The sequence below is a fragment of the Streptomyces sp. NBC_00353 genome, assembly GCF_036108815.1.
Taxonomy (GTDB): Bacteria; Actinomycetota; Actinomycetes; order Streptomycetales; family Streptomycetaceae; genus Streptomyces.
The window spans coordinates 8,318,596-8,337,204 of the sequence record NZ_CP107985.1 but is presented as its reverse complement, the minus strand read 5'-3'; the positions used below and the strand labels follow the sequence as shown (position 1 = coordinate 8,337,204).

The 18,609-nt window shown below is 70.5% G+C and carries 12 protein-coding genes; 9 read left to right on the top strand and 3 right to left on the bottom strand.

Annotation, left to right across the window (positions count from 1 at the left end; all coding sequences use genetic code 11):
* The first annotated feature begins 84 nt into the window (after nucleotides 1-84).
* Nucleotides 85-3,009: an FAD-binding and (Fe-S)-binding domain-containing protein gene (locus OHA88_RS37635; protein WP_328628784.1), complete on the top strand. Its 2,925-nt coding sequence runs from the start codon at nucleotides 85-87 to the stop codon at nucleotides 3,007-3,009.
* An 85-nt stretch (nucleotides 3,010-3,094) separates the two neighbouring features.
* On the opposite strand, the gene OHA88_RS37630 is transcribed toward OHA88_RS37635, so the two are convergent.
* Nucleotides 3,095-3,808 (bottom strand): hypothetical protein, encoded by a 714-nt coding sequence (locus tag OHA88_RS37630; RefSeq protein ID WP_328628783.1) that lies wholly within the window; start codon nucleotides 3,806-3,808, stop codon nucleotides 3,095-3,097.
* A 217-nt stretch (nucleotides 3,809-4,025) separates the two neighbouring features.
* Here OHA88_RS37630 and OHA88_RS37625 point away from each other — a divergent pair, with 217 nt between their 5' ends.
* From OHA88_RS37625 to OHA88_RS37615, 3 genes are all read left to right on the top strand, one after another.
* On the top strand, nucleotides 4,026-5,876 hold the full coding sequence (locus OHA88_RS37625; protein WP_328628782.1) for an ABC transporter ATP-binding protein: 1,851 nt from the start codon (nucleotides 4,026-4,028) through the stop codon (nucleotides 5,874-5,876).
* Nucleotides 5,873-7,654, top strand: coding sequence for an ABC transporter ATP-binding protein (locus OHA88_RS37620; protein WP_328628781.1), 1,782 nt, complete (start codon nucleotides 5,873-5,875; stop codon nucleotides 7,652-7,654). Before OHA88_RS37625 ends, OHA88_RS37620 begins: the two co-directional genes overlap by 4 nt.
* A gap of 92 nt (nucleotides 7,655-7,746) precedes the next feature.
* Nucleotides 7,747-8,469, top strand: a complete 723-nt coding sequence (locus OHA88_RS37615) for an N-acyl homoserine lactonase family protein (protein WP_328628780.1) — start codon at nucleotides 7,747-7,749, stop codon at nucleotides 8,467-8,469.
* Nucleotides 8,470-8,642: 173 nt separating this feature from the next.
* Here OHA88_RS37615 and OHA88_RS37610 read toward each other — a convergent pair whose 3' ends face one another.
* Entirely contained in the window at nucleotides 8,643-9,434 is a 792-nt protein-coding gene (locus OHA88_RS37610) for a metal-dependent hydrolase (protein ID WP_267006422.1), read from the bottom strand.
* Between the two features lie 138 nt (nucleotides 9,435-9,572).
* Between OHA88_RS37610 and OHA88_RS37605 the strand changes: the two genes are divergently transcribed.
* Together OHA88_RS37605 and OHA88_RS37600 are read left to right on the top strand one after the other, a co-directional pair.
* Nucleotides 9,573-12,086, top strand: coding sequence for a DEAD/DEAH box helicase (locus tag OHA88_RS37605; protein ID WP_328628779.1), 2,514 nt, complete (start codon nucleotides 9,573-9,575; stop codon nucleotides 12,084-12,086).
* Nucleotides 12,087-12,135: 49 nt separating this feature from the next.
* Nucleotides 12,136-13,008: an acyl-CoA thioesterase gene (locus tag OHA88_RS37600; RefSeq protein ID WP_328628778.1), complete on the top strand. Its 873-nt coding sequence runs from the start codon at nucleotides 12,136-12,138 to the stop codon at nucleotides 13,006-13,008.
* A 13-nt stretch (nucleotides 13,009-13,021) separates the two neighbouring features.
* Here the strand turns inward: OHA88_RS37600 and OHA88_RS37595 are convergent, their stop codons facing one another.
* On the bottom strand, nucleotides 13,022-13,252 hold the full coding sequence (locus OHA88_RS37595; RefSeq protein WP_443044323.1) for a DUF6011 domain-containing protein: 231 nt from the start codon (nucleotides 13,250-13,252) through the stop codon (nucleotides 13,022-13,024).
* Between the two features lie 79 nt (nucleotides 13,253-13,331).
* On the opposite strand from OHA88_RS37595, the gene OHA88_RS37590 reads away from it, so the two are divergent.
* The 3 genes from OHA88_RS37590 (at nucleotide 13,332) to OHA88_RS37580 (ending at nucleotide 18,579) form a co-directional block, all read left to right on the top strand.
* Nucleotides 13,332-14,018 (top strand): hypothetical protein, encoded by a 687-nt coding sequence (locus tag OHA88_RS37590; protein ID WP_328628777.1) that lies wholly within the window; start codon nucleotides 13,332-13,334, stop codon nucleotides 14,016-14,018.
* 120 nt (nucleotides 14,019-14,138) lie between these two features.
* Nucleotides 14,139-15,575: a DUF2252 domain-containing protein gene (locus OHA88_RS37585; RefSeq protein WP_328628776.1), complete on the top strand. Its 1,437-nt coding sequence runs from the start codon at nucleotides 14,139-14,141 to the stop codon at nucleotides 15,573-15,575.
* A gap of 349 nt (nucleotides 15,576-15,924) precedes the next feature.
* Complete coding sequence (locus OHA88_RS37580; RefSeq protein ID WP_328628775.1) at nucleotides 15,925-18,579, top strand: helix-turn-helix transcriptional regulator; 2,655 nt, start codon at nucleotides 15,925-15,927, stop codon at nucleotides 18,577-18,579.
* Nucleotides 18,580-18,609: the final 30 nt, after the last annotated feature.

Here is an 18,609-nt window from a genome sequence, read left to right as displayed (position 1 = left end):
ATCATGAACCGCGCGTGAGCGGTGCGGATCTTCGCTGGTAGAAAGGTGGGAGTACCGCGTCGATCCGCCGAGGGGACCATCGCCATGCCGCTGCTGGAGCCGAAGCCCGAAGCCCTCCGTCCCGGTGCGGCGCGCTCCGCGTCCCACGATCGGGTCCTCGACGGCCGGGCGGCGGGCACACCCGAACCGCTGCGCGGCGAGCTGACCGAGCTGCTGGGGCCGGAGAAGGTGTTGTGGAAGATCTCCGACCTGGTGAAGTACGCCTCCGATGCCAGCCCTTACCGGTTCGTCCCGCAGGTCGTCGTGGTCCCCGAAGACATCGACGACATCTCGGCGATCCTGTCGTACGCGCACGGCAAGGGTCGCGAAGTCGTCTTCCGGGCCGCCGGCACCAGTCTGAACGGCCAGGCGCAGGGCGAGGACATCCTTGTCGACGTCCGCCATCACTGGACGGGCATCGAAGTCCTGGACGACGGCGCGCAGGCCCGTATCCGCCCCGGGACCACGGTCATGCGCGCCAATGCCACCCTCGCCCGTTACGGCAGGCTGCTGGGCCCCGACCCGGCCAGCGCCATCGCGTGCACGATCGGCGGGGTCGTCGCCAACAACGCCTCCGGGATGACCGCCGGCACCACCCGTAATTCGTACCGCACCGTTTCCTCGCTCACCTTTGTGCTGCCGAGCGGCACGGTCGTCGACACAGCCGATCCGGCGGCGGACGAGCTGCTGGCGCATGCCGAGCCGCGGCTGTGCGAGGGGCTGCTGGCCCTCAAGGCGGAGATCGAGGCGGATGCGGAGCTCACTGCCCGGATCCGCGCCAAGTACGAGATCAAGAACACCAACGGGTATCGGCTCGACGCCTTCCTGGACGGCTCGACGCCCGTACAGATCCTGCGCGGGCTGATGGTCGGCTCGGAAGGCACCTTCGGGTTCATCTCCGAGGTCGTCTTCGACACCCTGCCGCTGGACCGGAAGGTCTCCAGCGCGCTGCTCTTCTTCCCCTCGCTGACCGCCGCGGCGGCTGCCGTGCCCCGCTTCAACGAGGCGGGGGCGATCGCCGTCGAGCTGATGGACGGCAATACGCTGCGCGCCTCGGTGAGCGTCCAGGGCGTGCCGGCCGACTGGGCCGAACTGCCCAAGGAGACCGCGGCGCTGCTGGTGGAGTTCCGGGCTCCGGACGAGCCGGGGCAGGAGGCGTACGAGCGTGCGGCGGCCGCGGCCGTCGAGGGGCTGGATCTTGTCGCACCGGTCGCCTCGGTGACCAATGAGTTCACCCGCGAGGCCAAGGCCATCTCCGGTTACTGGAAGGCCCGCAAAGCCTTCGTCACCGCAGTCGGCGGCTCCCGCCCGTCGGGTACGACGCTGATCACGGAGGACTTCGCGGTCCCGCCGTCGTTGCTCGCCGACGCCTGCGAATCCCTCCTCCGGCTCCAGGCGGAGCACGGCTTCGAGGCCGCCGTCGCGGGTCACGCCGCACACGGCAATCTGCACTTCCTGCTCGCCTTCGACGCGGCGAAGCAGTCCGACGTCGACCGGTACGCCGCGTTCATGGACGACTTCTGCCGACTGACCGTGGAGCGCTTCGACGGCTCGCTCAAGGCGGAGCACGCCACCGGTCGCAACATCGCTCCGTTCCTGGAGCTGGAGTGGGGCCCCAAGGCGACCGAGCTGATGTGGCGCACGAAGCAGGTCATCGACCCCGACGGGGTACTGGCGCCCCGGATCGTCCTCGACCGCGACCCGAAGGCGCATCTGCGCGGACTGAAGACCATCCCCGAGGTCGAGCTGATCGCCGATCCGTGCATCGAGTGCGGCTTCTGCGAACCGACCTGTCCCAGCGAGGACTTGACCACCACTCCGCGCCAGCGGATCGTGCTGCGGCGGGAGATGATGCGGCAGCCGAACGATTCGCCGGTGGAGACCGCACTGCTCGACGCGTACGGGTACGACGCCGTCGACACCTGCGCGGGCGACTCCACCTGCAAGCTCGCCTGTCCGGTCGGCATCGACACCGGCGCCATGATGAAGGACTTCCGCCACCAGCGGCACTCGCCGCGCGAGGAGCGGATCGCGGCGCTCACAGCGAAGAACTTCAAGGCGGTGGAGGCCTCGGCGCGGCTGGCGGTCGCCGCAGCGGACAGGATCGGCGACCGGCTGCTGGAGACCGTCACCGGGCTCGCCCGCAAGGCCGTACGCCCCGATCTGGTACCCGAGTGGCTTCCGGAGATCCCCGGCGCCGCCGCTCGCAAGCTGCCCCGCACCTCGCGGGTCGGAGCGAGCGCCGTCTACTACCCGGCCTGCGTGAACCGGATCTTCGGCGGCCCCGACGGCCATCGCGGCCCTTCGCTGCCGCAGGCCGTCGTCTCCGTCTCGGCCCGTGCCGGAAAGCCGGTGTGGATCCCGGAGGATGTCGCGGGAACCTGCTGCGCGACGATCTGGCACTCCAAGGGGTACGACGAGGGCAATGCGGTGATGGCCAACCGCATCGTCGAGGCCGCCTGGGGCTGGACGGCGGGCGGCAAGCTTCCGCTGGTCGTCGACGCCTCGTCGTGCACGCTGGGTATCGCCCATGAGGTGGTGCCGTACCTCACCGAGGACAACCGGGAGCTGCACCGGGAGCTGACCGTCGTCGACTCCCTCGTCTGGGCGGCCGACGAGCTGCTGCCGGAGCTGACGATCCTGCGCAGGACCGGTTCGGCAGTCCTGCACCCGACGTGTTCGATGCAGCACCTGGGTGACGTGGAGCAGTTGCGTACGGTCGCCGAGGCGTGCGCGGAGGAGGTCGTCGTCCCGGACGACGCCGGGTGCTGCGCGTTCGCGGGCGACCGCGGGATGCTGCTCAAGGAACTCACGGCATCGGCGACGGCGAAGGAGGCCACCGAGGTGAACTCCCGCAAGTACGACGCGTATCTCTCTGCCAACCGGATGTGCGAGATCGGCATGGACCGGGCCACGGGGCGCGAGTACCACTCGGTCCTGATGGAGCTGGAGCGGGCGACGCGGCCCTGACGCCTCCCCGCACGAGCGCACATGCCCACGCCCACGGCGATCCGCGCCCTCTCGCAGGAGTGGCCGGGCGAGAGGGGTGGCGTGATCAGGCCGCCCGGAGCGTGGCCTTGTCACCCATCACCACGACCGGGTGCTGCTTCGGGTCGAGGGTGCGCAGCAGCAGCTGCATGGCCGATTTGGGCAGGCTCACACAGGCCGACGTACCGCTGCCGTGGTCCATGTGGAGCCAGATACTGCCACCCTTCGACTGTCCCAGCGGGCGCGTGGGGTCGTTGGGCGCAGTGCCCTTGACGCGGTTGTAGTCGATGGCGATGACGTAGTCGAAGTCGTGCCAGTACGGCTTCGACCAGTAGCGCGGTGCCTGGATCGACGCCGACTGTGTGTACGGGAGGAGGGCGCCCGGGTCGGCCAGGGCACCGCCCGCGTCGGTCAGTGTGAATACGCCGACCGGACTGCGCTTGTCGTCCTCGTGATGGTCGGTGGTCCAGCCCTTCCTGCCGTTGTGGGCCTTCCAGCTGCCGGTGGTGTCCCAGGTGGCGCCGTGCTTCGTGTACAGCACGACGGTGGAGTCGGCCGAGTGCTTGCCCACGCCGTAGACCGCGACGACCTGACGCGAGTTCTCGGGTATCTGCGCGTACAGCCGGTCGCCCACGTCGGGAATGCGCTTCAGGTCGGCGGTCGGCGCCTTCCGGTTCGTCGCGCTGCCGGATTTCGTGTCGTCCTGCTGCCCCGCGTGCGAGCTGCCGCACGCGGTCAGAGGAGTGAGCATGAGACCGCAGGCCGCTGCCGCGACAGCCATTCGTACCGGACGGGTTATTCGCATCCGCCCATATTCGCACCATGGTCGAGCGGCCGGACTCACCGCCTGTGACCCGCCGCGAATACGAGCCGAATCTTTACCGTCGAGCGAAAAACCGTTTGCCTCGGACCCTGGCAGGACGCGAACCTTGTTTGGTCCCCCCACCCGTTCCTCGAGGTCTTCGACAGATCTCCGCCCTTCCGAACCATGGGACGTCATGCAGATTCGCGATCTTCCGTATTCAGATCCTGGCGATCCTGATGTCCGGTCAGGCCCACGCTTCCTGCTCTGGCTCGGCCGCAACCAGATCCGTGGCCAGCTCAAGTCCATGTCCTGGGGCCTGCTGCACCAGTGCTCCATCGCCGGGCTGCCGCTGGCCGTCGGCTTCGCCGTGCAGGCGGTGGTCGACCGTTCGGGCAGCCGGCTTGCGCTGGCGGGCGGGCTCATCGCGGTCCTCGGTGTGCTGATCGCGATCGGCGACACCATGCTCCACCGGACCGCCGTCACCAACTGGATCACTGCCGCCGCCCGCGTCCAGCAGCTGCTGGCCCGTAAGACGGCGGAGCTCGGCGCCGCGCTGACCCGCCGGGTCGCCGCGGGCGAGGTCGTCGCAGTGTCCACCGGCGACGTCGAGAAGATCGGCTGGTTCGTCGAGGCGCTCTCCCGCTTCGCCGCCGCAGCCGCCGCTCTCGTACTGATCTGCGTCGGGCTCGTCCTCTATCTGCCGTCGCTGGGCGTCCTGGTGGTGCTCGCCATGCCGCTCCTGGCACTGGCGGTACTGCCGCTGCTCCCCCGCGCCACCCGGCGCGCCGACCTCCAGCGTGAGAAGGCCGGCAAGGCCACCGAGCTGGCGTCGGACACCGTCGCCGGGCTGCGGGTGCTGCGCGGCATCGGCGGCGAGGAGCTGTTTCTCGGCCGCTACCGGAGCGCCTCGCAAGAGGTCCGCAAGGCTGCGGTACGCAGCGCGCAGATGTGGTCGCTGATCTCGGCGATCCAGGTGCTGCTGCCGGGCATGCTGCTGATCTCGCTGGTCGTGTACGGGGCGACGCTGGCCCACGACGGCCGGATCGAGGTCGGTCAGCTGGTCACGGTGTACAGCGCGGCGACACTGATGCTGTTCCCGCTGCGGCACTTCGAGGAGATCGCGATGGCGTACTCCTTCTCGCGGCCGTCCGCGCAGCGGGCCGTCCGGGTGCTTTCGCTGCACCGCACCGCCGAGCCCTCGACCGTCGACGCGGTGCCGGCCGGTGACCTGTACGACCCGGTCACCGGGCTGATGGCACCGTCGGGTCTGTTCACCGCGGTGGTCTGCGGCGATCCGGACGAGGCGGGCCGGCTGGCCGAACGGCTCGGCGGACACGCCGAGGTGTGCGCGGAACCGGACACGGCGGACGACGCCCCCGAGGGCCCGCCGGACAAGACCCCGTCCGTCCTGCTCGGTGGCGTGCCGCTGGACGAGCTTCCGCTGGCGGCCGCCCGGACCGCGGTGCTGGTCCAGGACAAGGACCCGGTGCTGCTCTCCGGGACACTGCGGGAGCTGCTCGATGTGCCGTCGTCCGGTCTGGTGACCGCCGAGGACGCGCTGTCCGCCGCCCAGTGCGGTGATGTGCTGGACGCGCTGGCGCAGGCCTCGGTCGCCACCGACGGCGACCCGATGACCACCAGGATCACCGAGCGCGGCCGGTCGCTCTCCGGCGGCCAGCGCCAGCGGCTCGCACTGGCCCGTTCGCTGGTCACCGACCCTGAGGCGCTGGTTCTGGACGAGCCGACATCCGCCGTCGACTCGCACACCGAGGCCCGGGTCGCCGCCGGCATCAAGGCGCTGCGCACCGGGCGTACGACGGTGGCGTTCGCTTCGTCGCCTCTGCTGCTCGACCTCGCGGACCGGGTGGTGCTGCTGCACGACGGCACAGTCGTCGCGGTCGGTGCGCACCGCGAGCTGCTGCAGACCGAACCGCGGTACCGGGCAGTGGTCACCCGTGAGACCGAAGACGAAATCGCGGCCCTGACCGCACTGGACGAGATCGACGAGATCGAATCGATCGAAGAAATCGAGGAGAGGGCATGATCGGCGTCGCACAACCGGCGTACGACCCGGCCGCCCCGGAGTCGGCGACGACCCTTCCGGTCGGCACCCCCGCCACCGTACGGGCCTATGTACGGGAGCTGATGCGGCGCCACCGCAAGCCGTTCGCCGTGCTCATCTCGGTCAACGCAGTCGCGGTGATCGCCTCGATCGTCGGGCCGTATCTGCTGGGCGGGCTGGTCGAGGACCTGTCGAACGGGGTCGCCGACCTCCATCTGGAGCGCACCGCCGCGGTGTTCGCGATCGCGCTGGTGGTACAGACCGTGTTCACACGGATGATGCGGCTGCGCAGCGCCATGCTCGGCGAGGAGATGCTGGCCGATCTGCGCGAGGACTTCCTCGTCCGGTCGGTCGGACTGCCGCCGGGGGTGCTGGAGCGGGCCGGGACCGGTGATCTGCTGTCCCGGATCACCACGGACATCGACCGGCTGGCCAACGCGATGCGTGAGGCGGTGCCGCAGCTGGCGATCGGTGTGGTGTGGGCGGGTCTGCTGCTCGGTGCGCTCACCGTGACGGCTCCGCCGCTGGCGCTCTCCGTGCTGCTGGCGCTGCCGGTGCTGGTCCTCGGCTGCCGCTGGTACTTTCGCCGGGCGCCGTCCGCGTACCGCTCGGAGGCCGCCGGATACGCGGCGGTCGCGGCGATGCTCGCGGAGACCGTGGACGCGGGGCGGACGGTGGAGGCGCACCGCCTCGGCGCACGCCGGGTGGCACTGTCGGACCGGCGGATCAAGGAGTGGACGGCGTGGGAGCGGTACACGCTGTTCCTGCGTTCGGTGCTGTTCCCGGTCATCAACGTCACGTACGTGACGATCCTCGGCGCGGTCCTGATGCTCGGCGGCTGGTTCGTCATCGAGGGATGGCTCACCGTCGGACAGCTGACGACCGGTGCGCTGCTCGCGCAGATGATGGTCGACCCGATCGGTCTGATCCTGCGCTGGTACGACGAGTTGCAGGTAGCGCAGGTGTCACTGGCCCGGCTGGTCGGCGTCCGGGACATCGAGCCGGACGCGGGCGACACCGAGGTCACCCCGGACGGCCGGGACGTCCGGGCGGGTGATGTGCACTTCGGCTACCGCGAGGGGGTCGACGTCCTGCACAAGGTGTCGCTGGACGTCGCCCCGGGCACGCGCCTGGCGCTGGTCGGCCCGTCCGGTGCGGGCAAGTCCACGCTCGGTCGGCTGCTGGCCGGGATCTACGCCCCACGCACCGGTGAAGTCACGCTGGGCGGTGCGGAGTTGTCCCGGATGACGGCGGAGCGGGTACGTACGCATGTGGCACTGGTCAACCAGGAACACCATGTGTTCGTCGGTTCGCTGCGCGACAATCTGCTGCTGGCCCGTACGGGTGCCGAGGACGCCGAGCTGTGGGCGTCGCTCGCCGCGGTCGACGCGGACGGCTGGGCGAAGGCGCTGGACGGGGGGCTGGACACCGAGGTCGGTTCGGGCGGTCTGTCACTGACCCCGGCGCAGGCGCAGCAGATCGCGCTGGCCCGGCTGGTGCTGGCCGATCCGCACACACTGGTGCTGGACGAGGCGACCTCGCTGCTGGACCCGCGGGCGGCCCGGCATCTGGAACGCTCGCTGGCACGGGTGCTGGACGGCCGTACGGTAGTGGCGATCGCGCACCGGCTGCACACCGCGCACGACGCGGATGTGATCGCGGTGGTGGAGAACGGCCGGATCAGCGAACTGGGCAGCCATGAGGAGCTGGTGGCGGCGGACGGCGCCTATGCGGCGCTGTGGCGGTCCTGGCACGGCTGATCGGCGTCTGCGGCGGCTTCGCCGGATCGCCCGGCTTCTCCGGACAGCGAAACATGAAGGGGAGAGGAGCAGCCGACTGCCACCATGGCCAGATGGCCAACAACACGGCGATCCACCGCCTCGACCTGGGCTACTTCGTCCGACCGGCGTCGGAGACCGGCGGCCCGCAGCCGCGGGTCGAACCCGTACTCGCCTACTTGGTGCGGCGCGACGAAGGACTGATCCTCTTCGACACCGGCATCGGTGCCGCCGATCCCGGAACCGAAGCTCACTACCGCCCCCGGCGCCGAGGGCTGGAGAGCGCCCTCGCCGTCGCCGGAGTTTCTCTCTCGGATGTCTCCTTGGTGGTGAACTGCCACCTCCACTTCGACCACTGCGGGGGCAACAGGTTGCTGGGCGGCACGCCGATCCTGGTGCAGGAAGTGGAGCTGGCCGCCGCGCGCCGGGGCGGCTACACCATCGACGAACTCGTCGACTTCCCTGACGCGACCTACGAGGAGATCAGCGGAGAAGCCGAGGTGTGGCCAGGAGTATGGATCATCCCCACTCCTGGCCACACCGACGGTCATCAGTCGCTGGTGGTACGGCAGAGCGACGGCACCGTCGTCCTCGCCGGTCAGGCACACGACTTCGCCTCTCACTTCGCAGCGGATCATCTGGCCCGCCGCGCCGGGCTCGAAGGCCTGGAACAACCGCTGCCCGCCTATCGACCGTGGCTGGAGAGACTCGCCGACTTCGACCCGCGGCGTGTGCTCTTCGCGCACGACTGCGCGGTCTGGGAACCGTCCCGCGCAGCCGACGGCTTCAGCTGCTGACGCCGCCCCGGCCGAACGTCCCGCTCACGAGCCGCGACGGAACGCTCCGGACGCGTTCGTCCGGACCGAAGTGCAGCCGGTCGCGTCGGACCGGCGCTTCGCCCCGGTGACTCAGTGCGAACTGTGACTACTGCAGGTCATCGAGTGGGGGTTCATCGGCTCGCGGACGGTGTTCAGATGAAGTTGAGGGCGGCCGCCGCCCCCGCTCCCCCGAGCACCATGAACGCTGGCATCAGCACCTTCAGCTCCACCCAGCTGCCGGCCCGGAACCGTATCGCCTTCGGCGGCCCCACCGGGTACCAGCGCTTGCGGCCCAGCGGGATCGGCCACAGGATCGGGCAGCCGGAGACGGTCAGCGCGTCGCCGATGTCGTGGACGAGGGCGCCGAGGACGATCGGCAGCCCGAGCCAGAGGTACTCCTGGCCGGGCGCGCTGAAGAGCCAGTCCGAGCCGTTGCCCGGCTTGTCCAGGACGCCCGCCAGGATCCAGGCGCTGGTCGCGCCGAGCAGCCACACCAGGACGTCGCTGGACATCCGGGCGGCCCGCCACAGCAGTCCTTCGACGGCGAGCACCAGATGGACGAAGAGGATCGCGAGGACCGCCCATCGGCCGCCGGCGATCGCCGCGGCGGAGGCCCCGGCACCGATCAGGACGGCCCAGAGCCAGGTGTGCGTCAGGGTCCGGTGGCCGCCGTTCCTGCGCGGGTCACCGGGGCCCCGGGTCGCCTTGTAGACAGCGTGCGAGAGTTTGTCGACGATCTCGCAGAGTCCGCGGGAGACCGGTCCGAAGGCGCGCGAGATGGTCGCGGACTTGTGATCGAGGTCCGGGGCGAGTGCGGCGCCCGCGGTGATCAGTGCACCGACGACCAGGACGGGCCACGGCATCGTGTGGCCCGCGGCAGCCGCCGCCGCACCCACCCCCAGCCAGGCCGCCGCCCCGGACAGTGAGTGTGCCGGTCCCATCATGGTTCTTCCCGCCCCCAAAGTTGTCCGGCTGCCATCGCCGTTGCGATGCGGCCGAGTTGAGTGGGCAGCGTATCGTCCGTGATCTTCGTCCGGTCGTCCGGTTCCCTCATCCGGGCAGAAGGCAGGCAAGATGGGGGCGTGACCCTTATCGATCAGCTGCCCCCGACCGACGACCCGGACGCCCTCTTCGAGGCCTTCTCGTCATGGACCGAGACCCAGGGCATCACCCTCTACCCTGCTCAGGAGGAGGCGCTGATCGAGGTGGTCTCCGGGGCGAACGTGATCCTGTCCACCCCCACCGGCTCCGGAAAGAGCCTGGTCGCGGCGGGTGCACACTTCACGGCGCTGGCCCAGGACAAGGTCACCTTCTACACCGCACCGATCAAGGCGCTGGTCTCGGAGAAGTTCTTCGACCTGTGCAAACTGTTCGGTACGGAGAACGTCGGGATGCTCACCGGCGACGCCTCGGTCAACGCGGACGCCCCGGTCATCTGCTGCACCGCCGAGGTGCTCGCGTCCATCGCGCTGCGCGACGGCAAGCACGCCGACATCGGCCAGGTCGTGATGGACGAGTTCCACTTCTATGCGGAGCAGGACCGCGGCTGGGCCTGGCAGATCCCGCTCCTGGAGCTGCCGCAGGCCCAGTTCATCCTGATGTCGGCCACGCTCGGTGACGTCAAGATGTTCGAGCAGGACCTGACCCGGCGCACCGGCCGTCCCACCTCCGTGGTGCGCTCGGCGACCCGGCCGGTCCCCCTGAGCTACGAGTACCGACTGACCCCGATCACCGAGACGCTCACCGAACTGCTGGACACCCGGCAGTCGCCGGTGTACATCGTGCACTTCACGCAGGCCGCGGCCGTCGAGCGGGCGCAGTCGCTGATGAGCATCAACATGTGCACCAAGGAGGAGAAGGAGAAGATCGCCGACCTGATCGGCAACTTCCGCTTCACCACGAAGTTCGGCCAGAACCTCTCACGCTATGTGCGGCACGGCATCGGGGTGCATCACGCGGGCATGCTCCCGAAGTACCGGCGGCTGGTGGAGAAGCTCGCCCAGGCCGGTCTGCTGAAGGTGATCTGCGGTACGGACACCCTCGGCGTCGGCGTCAACGTCCCGATCCGTACGGTGCTCTTCACGGCGCTCACCAAGTACGACGGCACCCGGGTCCGTACGCTGCGCGCCCGTGAGTTCCACCAGATCGCCGGCCGCGCGGGCCGGGCCGGCTTCGACACGGCGGGCTTCGTCGTCGCGCAGGCGCCGGAGCACGTCATCGAGAACGAGAAGGCCGTCAAGAAGGCGGGCGACGACCCCAAGAAGAAGCGCAAGGTGGTCCGCAAGAAGGCTCCCGAGGGCTTCGTCGCCTGGTCGGAGACCACATTCGACAAGCTGATCCAGTCCGATCCGGAACCGCTGAACTCCCGCTTCCGGGTCACGCACACGATGTTGCTGTCCGTGATCGCGCGTCCCGGCAATGCCTTCGCGGCGATGCGGCATCTGCTGGAGGACAACCACGAGCCGCGCAAGGCGCAGCTGCGCCACATCCGCCGGGCCATCGCGATCTACCGCTCGCTGCTGGACGGCGGCGTGGTGGAACAGCTCGACAAGCCGGACGCGGAGGGCCGCATCGTACGGCTCACCGTCGATCTCCAGCAGGACTTCGCGCTGAACCAGCCGCTGTCCACGTTCGCGCTGGCCGCGTTCGACCTGCTGGACGGCGAGTCGCCGTCGTACGCGCTGGACATGGTCTCCGTCGTCGAGTCGACGCTCGACGACCCGCGGCAGATCCTGGCCGCCCAGCAGAACAAGGCGCGTGGCGAAGCGGTCGGCCAGATGAAGGCGGACGGTGTCGAGTACGAGGAGCGGATGGAACTGCTCCAGGACGTCACGTACCCGAAGCCGCTGAGCGAGTTGCTGTGGCACGCGTACGACGTGTACCGCAAGAGCCACCCGTGGGTGGGCGACCACCCGGTCTCGCCGAAGTCCGTGATCCGGGACATGTACGAACGCGCCATGACGTTCACGGAGTTCACCTCGAACTACGAGCTGGCCCGTACCGAGGGCATCGTGCTGCGGTACCTGGCGAGCGCGTACAAGGCTCTTGAGCACACCATCCCGGACGACCTGAAGTCCGAGGACCTGGAGGATCTGATCGCCTGGCTCGGCGAGATGGTGCGGCAGGTGGACTCCAGCCTCCTCGACGAGTGGGAGCAGCTCGCCAACCCGGAGGTGGAGACCGCCGAGGAGGCGCAGGAGCGGGCCGACGAGGTCAAGCCGGTCACCGCCAACGCCCGCGCCTTCCGGGTGCTGGTCCGCAACGCGATGTTCCGCCGGGTGGAGCTGGCCGCGCTGGACAAGGTCGCCGAGCTCGGCGAGCTGGACGGCGACGCGGGCTGGGACGAGGACGCGTGGGGCGAGGCGATGGACGCGTACTGGGACGAGTACGAGGATCTGGGCACCGGTCCGGACGCCCGTGGGCCGAAGCTGCTGAAGATCGACGAGGACGCCGCGCACGGCCTGTGGCGGGTGCGGCAGACGTTCGCCGACCCGAACGGCGACCACGACTGGGGCATCAGCGCGGAGATCGATCTGGCAGCCTCCGACGAAGAGGGCCGGGCGGTCGTCAGGGTCACCTCGGTCGGCCAGCTGTGATCACGCTCGCCATACACACGGCAGCGCAGCGAGAGTGGAGACGAACCGCATGACGAACCCCGCCGAGCGCCTGGTCGACCTGCTCGACCTGGAGCGGATCGAGGTCAACATATTCCGCGGGCGCAGCCCCGAGGAGTCCCTGCAGCGGGTCTTCGGCGGCCAGGTCGCCGGGCAGGCGCTGGTGGCGGCCGGCCGCACCACCGACGGGGACCGGCCGGTCCATTCGCTGCACGCGTACTTCCTGCGGCCGGGCAGGCCCGGGGTCCCGATCGTCTACGAGGTGGAACGGGTGCGGGACGGGCTGTCGTTCACCACCCGCCGGGTCACCGCCGTCCAGCAGGGCCGGACGATCTTCAATCTGACGGCGTCCTTCCACCGGCCGGAGGAGGCGGGCTTCGAGCACCAGCTGCCGCCCGCCCGGACCGTCCCGGACCCCGAGCAGCTGCCGACGGTCGCCGAAGAGGTCCGCGAGCACCTCGGGGCGCTGCCGGACGCGCTGGAGCGGATGGCCCGGCGCCAGCCGTTCGACATCCGGTACGTCGACCGGCTGCGCTGGACGCACGAGGAGACGAAGGACGCGGACCCGCGCAGCGCCGTCTGGATGCGCGCGGTCGGCCCGCTGGGCGACGACCCGCTCGTGCACACCTGCGCGCTGACGTACGCGAGCGACATGACGCTCCTCGACGCGGTCCGCATCCCAGTGGAGCCGCTGTGGGGGCCGCGCGGCTTCGACATGGCGTCGCTGGACCACGCGATGTGGTTCCACCGGCTGTTCCGTGCCGACGAGTGGTTCCTGTACGACCAGGAGTCGCCGATCGCGACGGGTGGACGGGGACTGGCGCGCGGCCGGATCTATGACCGCGGCGGCAATCTGCTGGTGTCCGTGGTGCAGGAGGGGTTGTTCCGCCGCCTCGGCACATAGCCGCCGTCGCCGCTCAGGTACCGGGCAGCGGGTCCTGTTCGACCTCGTGGCGGCGGGTGCGGATGTCCGGTGCGGCGGGGTGCAGTTTGGCGTCGCAGGCAGGGCCCAGACCGGTGCGGCGCGAGTCCGTACCGGTCAGCGGGCGGCCGCAGAGGCGGCAACGGACCAGCCGGCGGCCCGCGGCCCGTCCGGCCCCGGGCAGGGGCTCGATGTCGGATACGGGCAACGGTTCAGAAGACTCCACGAATCAATCTTCTCAAGTCCCCGGTCTAGTCTGCGACTTCCGAACTGCAGAGAGCGGAAGACAGCGGAGGAGTTCGCGGGTGAGCAGCGCGCTGACAATGGAGCCGGTCCCCCAGGACAAGAAGAAGGACATCGCACCGGACGGCATCGATCCGGTCGGGCACGTCATCACGTACGCCGACTCACCCGAAGGTACGGCCCGGGACGTCGCGTATCCGGAGCGCGAACTGCCGCCGGGCGGCATACCGGCGTACCTGGAGGCGCGAAAGGGCGGTGCGCGCTCCTTCGTCCTGTGGGCCGACCCGCAACGTCGGACTCGGCTGGCCACACTGGTGACCACGTCCGCGGCCGACGGTGTGGCGACGTACCAGGTGCTCGGCGCGCAGGGCGAACCACTCGGCACGTTCGTCCGCGAGAAGGCGCTCTCCGGCAGCGGTCTGCGGACCCGTTGGACGGTCACCCAGACCGGCTGCCCCGAGGCCGTCGGCTACAAGGGCCGGATCTTCTGGTGGTTCGTGTGGTGGCTGCTTTTCCCCGTCCAGGTGGCCATCGCCGTGGGCACCGTCGTCAGCGGTAGTGGCGATGTCGCCCGCGGGCCGCGCCGGATCTTCTGGCGCACCGGCAAGGAGACCCCGCTGGAGTTCCAGGACGATCACGTCTTTCTGCACGCGCAGTGGTGCGACCGGCGGCTGGGCGCGGCGCTGGTGGCGCTTCTGCGCAGCTTCGACAGCTGGCTGGGCACTCCCTGGGACGACAGGCGGAAGTGATCTGCGGCAGGTCTCCGGCCCTGCGCCCTCCGCAGTTGCCCGGGGCCGGGCCCGCCAGATGATGCCGGAACCTGCACGACCCGCGATGATCGGGGAAGGAAGCGGTCAGGAGGGTCTTCGATGAGCCGGTACAGTGCGTCGACGCTCGGTGCCGGACCGCCCCCGACGCCCGCGGAGCGGGCCGCCCGGGGGAAGGCCGCCCGCCGCCGCACACCCCGTTCCGGCCACGCCGGGTTCGCACCGCCGTCGGACCGGCCGGACCCGTTGGGCATCCTCGACGCCCAGTCCGCGACCAGGGTTCCCGAGCTCGTCCCGATCCGCTACAGCCGGATGGCCGAGTCGCCGTTCCGCTTCTACCGGGGCGCCGCCGCGATCATGGCGGCCGACCTGGCCACCACCCAGGACTCCGGGATCAGGGTCCAACTGTGCGGAGACGCGCACCTCTTGAACTTCGGACTGCTCGCCTCCCCGGAACGGCAGCTGATGTTCGACATCAACGACTTCGACGAGTCGCTGCCCGGCCCCTGGGAATGGGACGTGAAGCGGCTGGCGGCCAGTCTCGCCGTCGCGGGACGGGCGAACGGCTTCACGGACCGGGAGCGCGCCCGCGTCGTGCCGGCGGCGGTGCGGTCGTACCGCGAGGCGATGATCCGGTTCGCGGGCATGACCAACCTCGGTGTCTGGTACGCGAGGATCGACGCGGACCGCCTTGCGGCCATGGCGTCCCGAAAGCTGACCGATGGCGGCCGAAGGAACCTGGACCGGGCCATGGACAAGGCCCGTACCCGGGACAGCCTGCAGGCCTTCGCCAAGCTCACCGAAACGGTCGACGGGCAGGTCCGGATCGCCGCGGACCCGCCACTGCTCGTACCGCTCACGGATCTGCTTCCCGAGGTCGAGCGCGACGCACTGGAAGAGCGGCTGCGCGGGCTGCTCAGGGGCTACGCCCGGAGCCTCCAGTCGGACCGGCGTTCCCTCCTCGGGACATTCCGGTTCGTGGATGCCGCCCGCAAGGTGGTGGGGGTGGGCAGCGTCGGCACCCGATGCTGGATCATCCTCCTGACCGGCAGGGACGGCCGGGACCCGCTCTTCCTGCAGGCCAAGGAGGCCGCCGCATCGGTGCTCGCTGCTCACGTCGGTGCCGGCGAGTACCGCAGCGAGGGCGAACGAGTGGTTGCGGGGCAGCGAGTGATGCAGGCCACGAGCGACATCTTCCTGGGCTGGACACGGGCGGACGGGATCGACGGGCGGCGCCGCGACTTCTACGTACGTCAGTTGCGCGACTGGAAGGGCGGCCTCGAGCCGGAGTTGATGACGCCGGTCGGCCTGAGGACGTTCGGCGAGGTCTGCGGCACCACGCTGGCCCGTGCCCACGCGAGATCCGGCGACCGCATCGCCATCGCGGCGTATCTGGGCCGTGGCGACGCGTTCGACCGCGCGCTCCATACGTTCGCCGAGGAGTACGCCGATCTGAACGAGCGAGACCATCGGGCTCTGGGCGAGGCGGTACGCGCGGGCCGGCTCTCCGCGTCCGAGCCGGACGGCGACCGGCGGTGATCGGTACGCCGGACCGGGTCCATGGGGATGAAGTGCGGTACTCACCGCAGGGCTACGGTCCGGCATCCCGGGCGAATCGCCCTCGCGTTGTGTCACGTTCTGAACGCTCGCGGGCGGGCGCCTGCCTGAGGGCTCCGACGCTGAGGCCCCTGACGGGTACGGCAGCGTGAGCGAGTGGCCGGCCGGCCGTCTGCGCACTCCGCGAGCCGTTGCAGCACCTTCGCCACCGCGCGCGCCGGGCGTGAGGCTGGGATGCTGGCGATGGATGACTCCACCCGTGGCGTGACCCTGGCTGACAGGGGTGACGAGCGTCGTGGCCGGGACCGACCGGGACGAACGAGGAGTGCACGTGTCGATCGTTCCAGCCGGTTCCTGCCCCGATCCCCTGGGGGATCCGTTCCTGCGCACCCGGTTCGCCCTTCCCTCGCGACCCGACACGTTCCTGCGGCGCAAGCGGCTTCTCGACCATCTCGATCAGGCTCTCCGAACGCCGTTGACACTGGTCAACGGCGCGGCCGGGGCGGGCAAGACCCTGCTGGCCGCCGACTGGGCCGCCGGTCTGAGCCAGCCCGTCGCCTGGCTCACCGGCGAAGCGGGAGACCGGCGTCCTGGGGTCTTCTGGGCGTACGTCGTCGAGTCCCTGCGGGCCTGCGGCGCTCCGGCGTCCGGAGTGGCCTGGGCGCCCGCGGATGCCGACGGGGTGGACCGCAGGTTGCTGACAGCACTCGCCGCCGAGTTGAACGCACGTGAGCGGCCCGTGGTCCTTGTGCTCGACGAGTACGACCGGATGACCGCTCCGGAAGTCGCTGAGCAGCTGGAGTTCGTCCTGCACCACGCCGGGCAGGGGCTGCGCCTCGTCCTCGTCACCCGCACCGAGCCTCTGCTGCCTTTGCACCGTTACCGGGCGGCCGGGGAGCTCACTGAGATCCGTGGCGCCGAGCTGGCCTTCACTCCCACGGAGGCCGTCACGCTGCTGGAACTGCACGGTCTGGTCCTTCCGCTCGACGCCGTACGCGCCCTCGTGGAGCGCACCCGGGGCTGGGCCGCCGGACTGCGCCTGTCAGCCCTGGCCGCGTGCGAGAGCGCCGACCCGGAGCTCTATCTGAAGGAGTTCGAGGCGGACCACGGCGCGGTCGCGGATTTTCTGCTGGCCGAGGTCCTGCGGGGAAGAACGGACGAGACGCAGGACCTCCTGCTGCGCGTCAGCGTCCTGGAGCGTTTCCGCCCCGAGCTGGCCGACGCGCTGACCCTGCGGACCGACGCCGCACCCGTCCTTGCCGGGCTGCACCGCGAGAACGCGTTCGTCGAGCGGCTCGGGCACTCCTGGTACCGGCTCCATCCGCTCTTCCGGGAGATCCTCCGGGCCCACCTGCGCGAACGCATGCCCGGCCTGGAACCGGACCTGCACAGGCGGGCCGCGCGGTGGCTGCGCCGTTCCGGGCTTCTGTCCGAGACACTCGCCCACGGCGCCGCCGCCGGCGACTGGGACCTCGCCGCCGGAGCCCTGGTCGACGACCTCGCGATCGGCCAGCTCTTCACGGGTCTACGCTCGGGTGCTCCGGCCCATGTGTTCGCCCGCATGGGGCCCGAAGCGAGAAGCCCGGCGGCCGACCTCGTCCGGGCGGCCCACGCCCTGTCCCGGCACGACCTGGATCACGGTCTGGGCCGCTTGCGCCGCGCCGAGGGGCGTCTGGCCGACGACGCGCCGAACCTGGCGGAGATCCGGCTGAGCTGTGCGTTGCTGGAAGCGCTGGCTGCCCGGCTGACCGGTAGTACGCCGCAGGCCGAGAGGGCCGCCGAAGCAGCCGACGAGCTGCGGCAGGAGATCCCGGCCCGTCTGCTGGACAAGCACCCCGAACTGATCGCTCTTCTGCTGACCCATCTCGGCTCGGCGCGTCTGTGGGCGGGGCGTTACGAGGACGCGCGCACCGCCCTGACCGAAGCGGCCGCAGCTGCGGGCGGGGCCGCCACCGTACTGCCCCGGGAGGAGGCTATGGGGCACCTCGCTCTGATCGACTATCTGAACGGCTGGCCCGGCCGGGCGGAGCGCAGGGCCTTGGCCGCGGTCTCCGAGGGGGAGCGGGGCGGCCTGCCCCAGCCGTACGGTTCCGGTATCGGCCGGCTGGTCCTGGCCGCTGTGGCCGTGGACCGTCACGAACTGGGCAGAGCCGAGGACCTCCTGGAGGAAACTGCCCGGGCGCCTGCGGGAACACGCGATCCGGTGCCGGCGGCGGCACGGGCCATCGCCGCTTCCCGGCTGCTCCTGGACAGAGGAGAAGCGTGCGCCGCCGTCGAGGCGACGAAACTGGCGGTCCCCGCCGCCGTGGCCTCGCCCTGGGCCGCGAGTCATGCGGCCGTCGTCGCCTCCGCCGCTCATCTCGCCGACGGACGGCCGGACAGCGCGGCCGAGGCGCTCCGAGGCGTCTTTGCTGACCAAGCGGTATGCGCCGTGGAGGCCGCAGCGATCCAGATCGCGGCAGGACGCACCGATGCCGCCGTGCACCTGCTCGACAACCTCCGCACCGGTGGCAGGTCCGGCCCTGCGGTGACCGTGGGGGCGGCACTGGTCAAGGCCCGGGCCGCAGCGGAGGCAGGAGACGCGGTCACTGCCCGCAAGCTCGTCGCGCGGGCGCTCCTCGACGCACGTCGCGATCGCCTGCGGCGCCCGTTCCTCCGGGCCGGAGCGTGGATCCGGCCTCTGCTGGCCTCGGCTCCGCTGCACGAGCTGGCACAGGGCTGGCTCAGCCCCGGCCCGCCGCGCCGGGGCGGTGAACGGCTCCGGTCTGAGCCCGGGCCCCCGCCTCTGGTCGCGGTCGAGCTGAGCGGACGCGAGCGGGACGTCCTCCAGCGGCTGGCCCGGATGATGTCCACGGAGGAGATCGCCGCCGATCTCTACGTATCGGTCAACACGGTGAAGACCCACCTCAAAAGCGTGTACCGGAAGCTGGCCGTGAACCGGCGCAACGACGCGGTGCGCCGGGCACGCGACCTCGGACTTCTGTGACGGACCTGGGGAAGCTCTCGGTGCGCACCC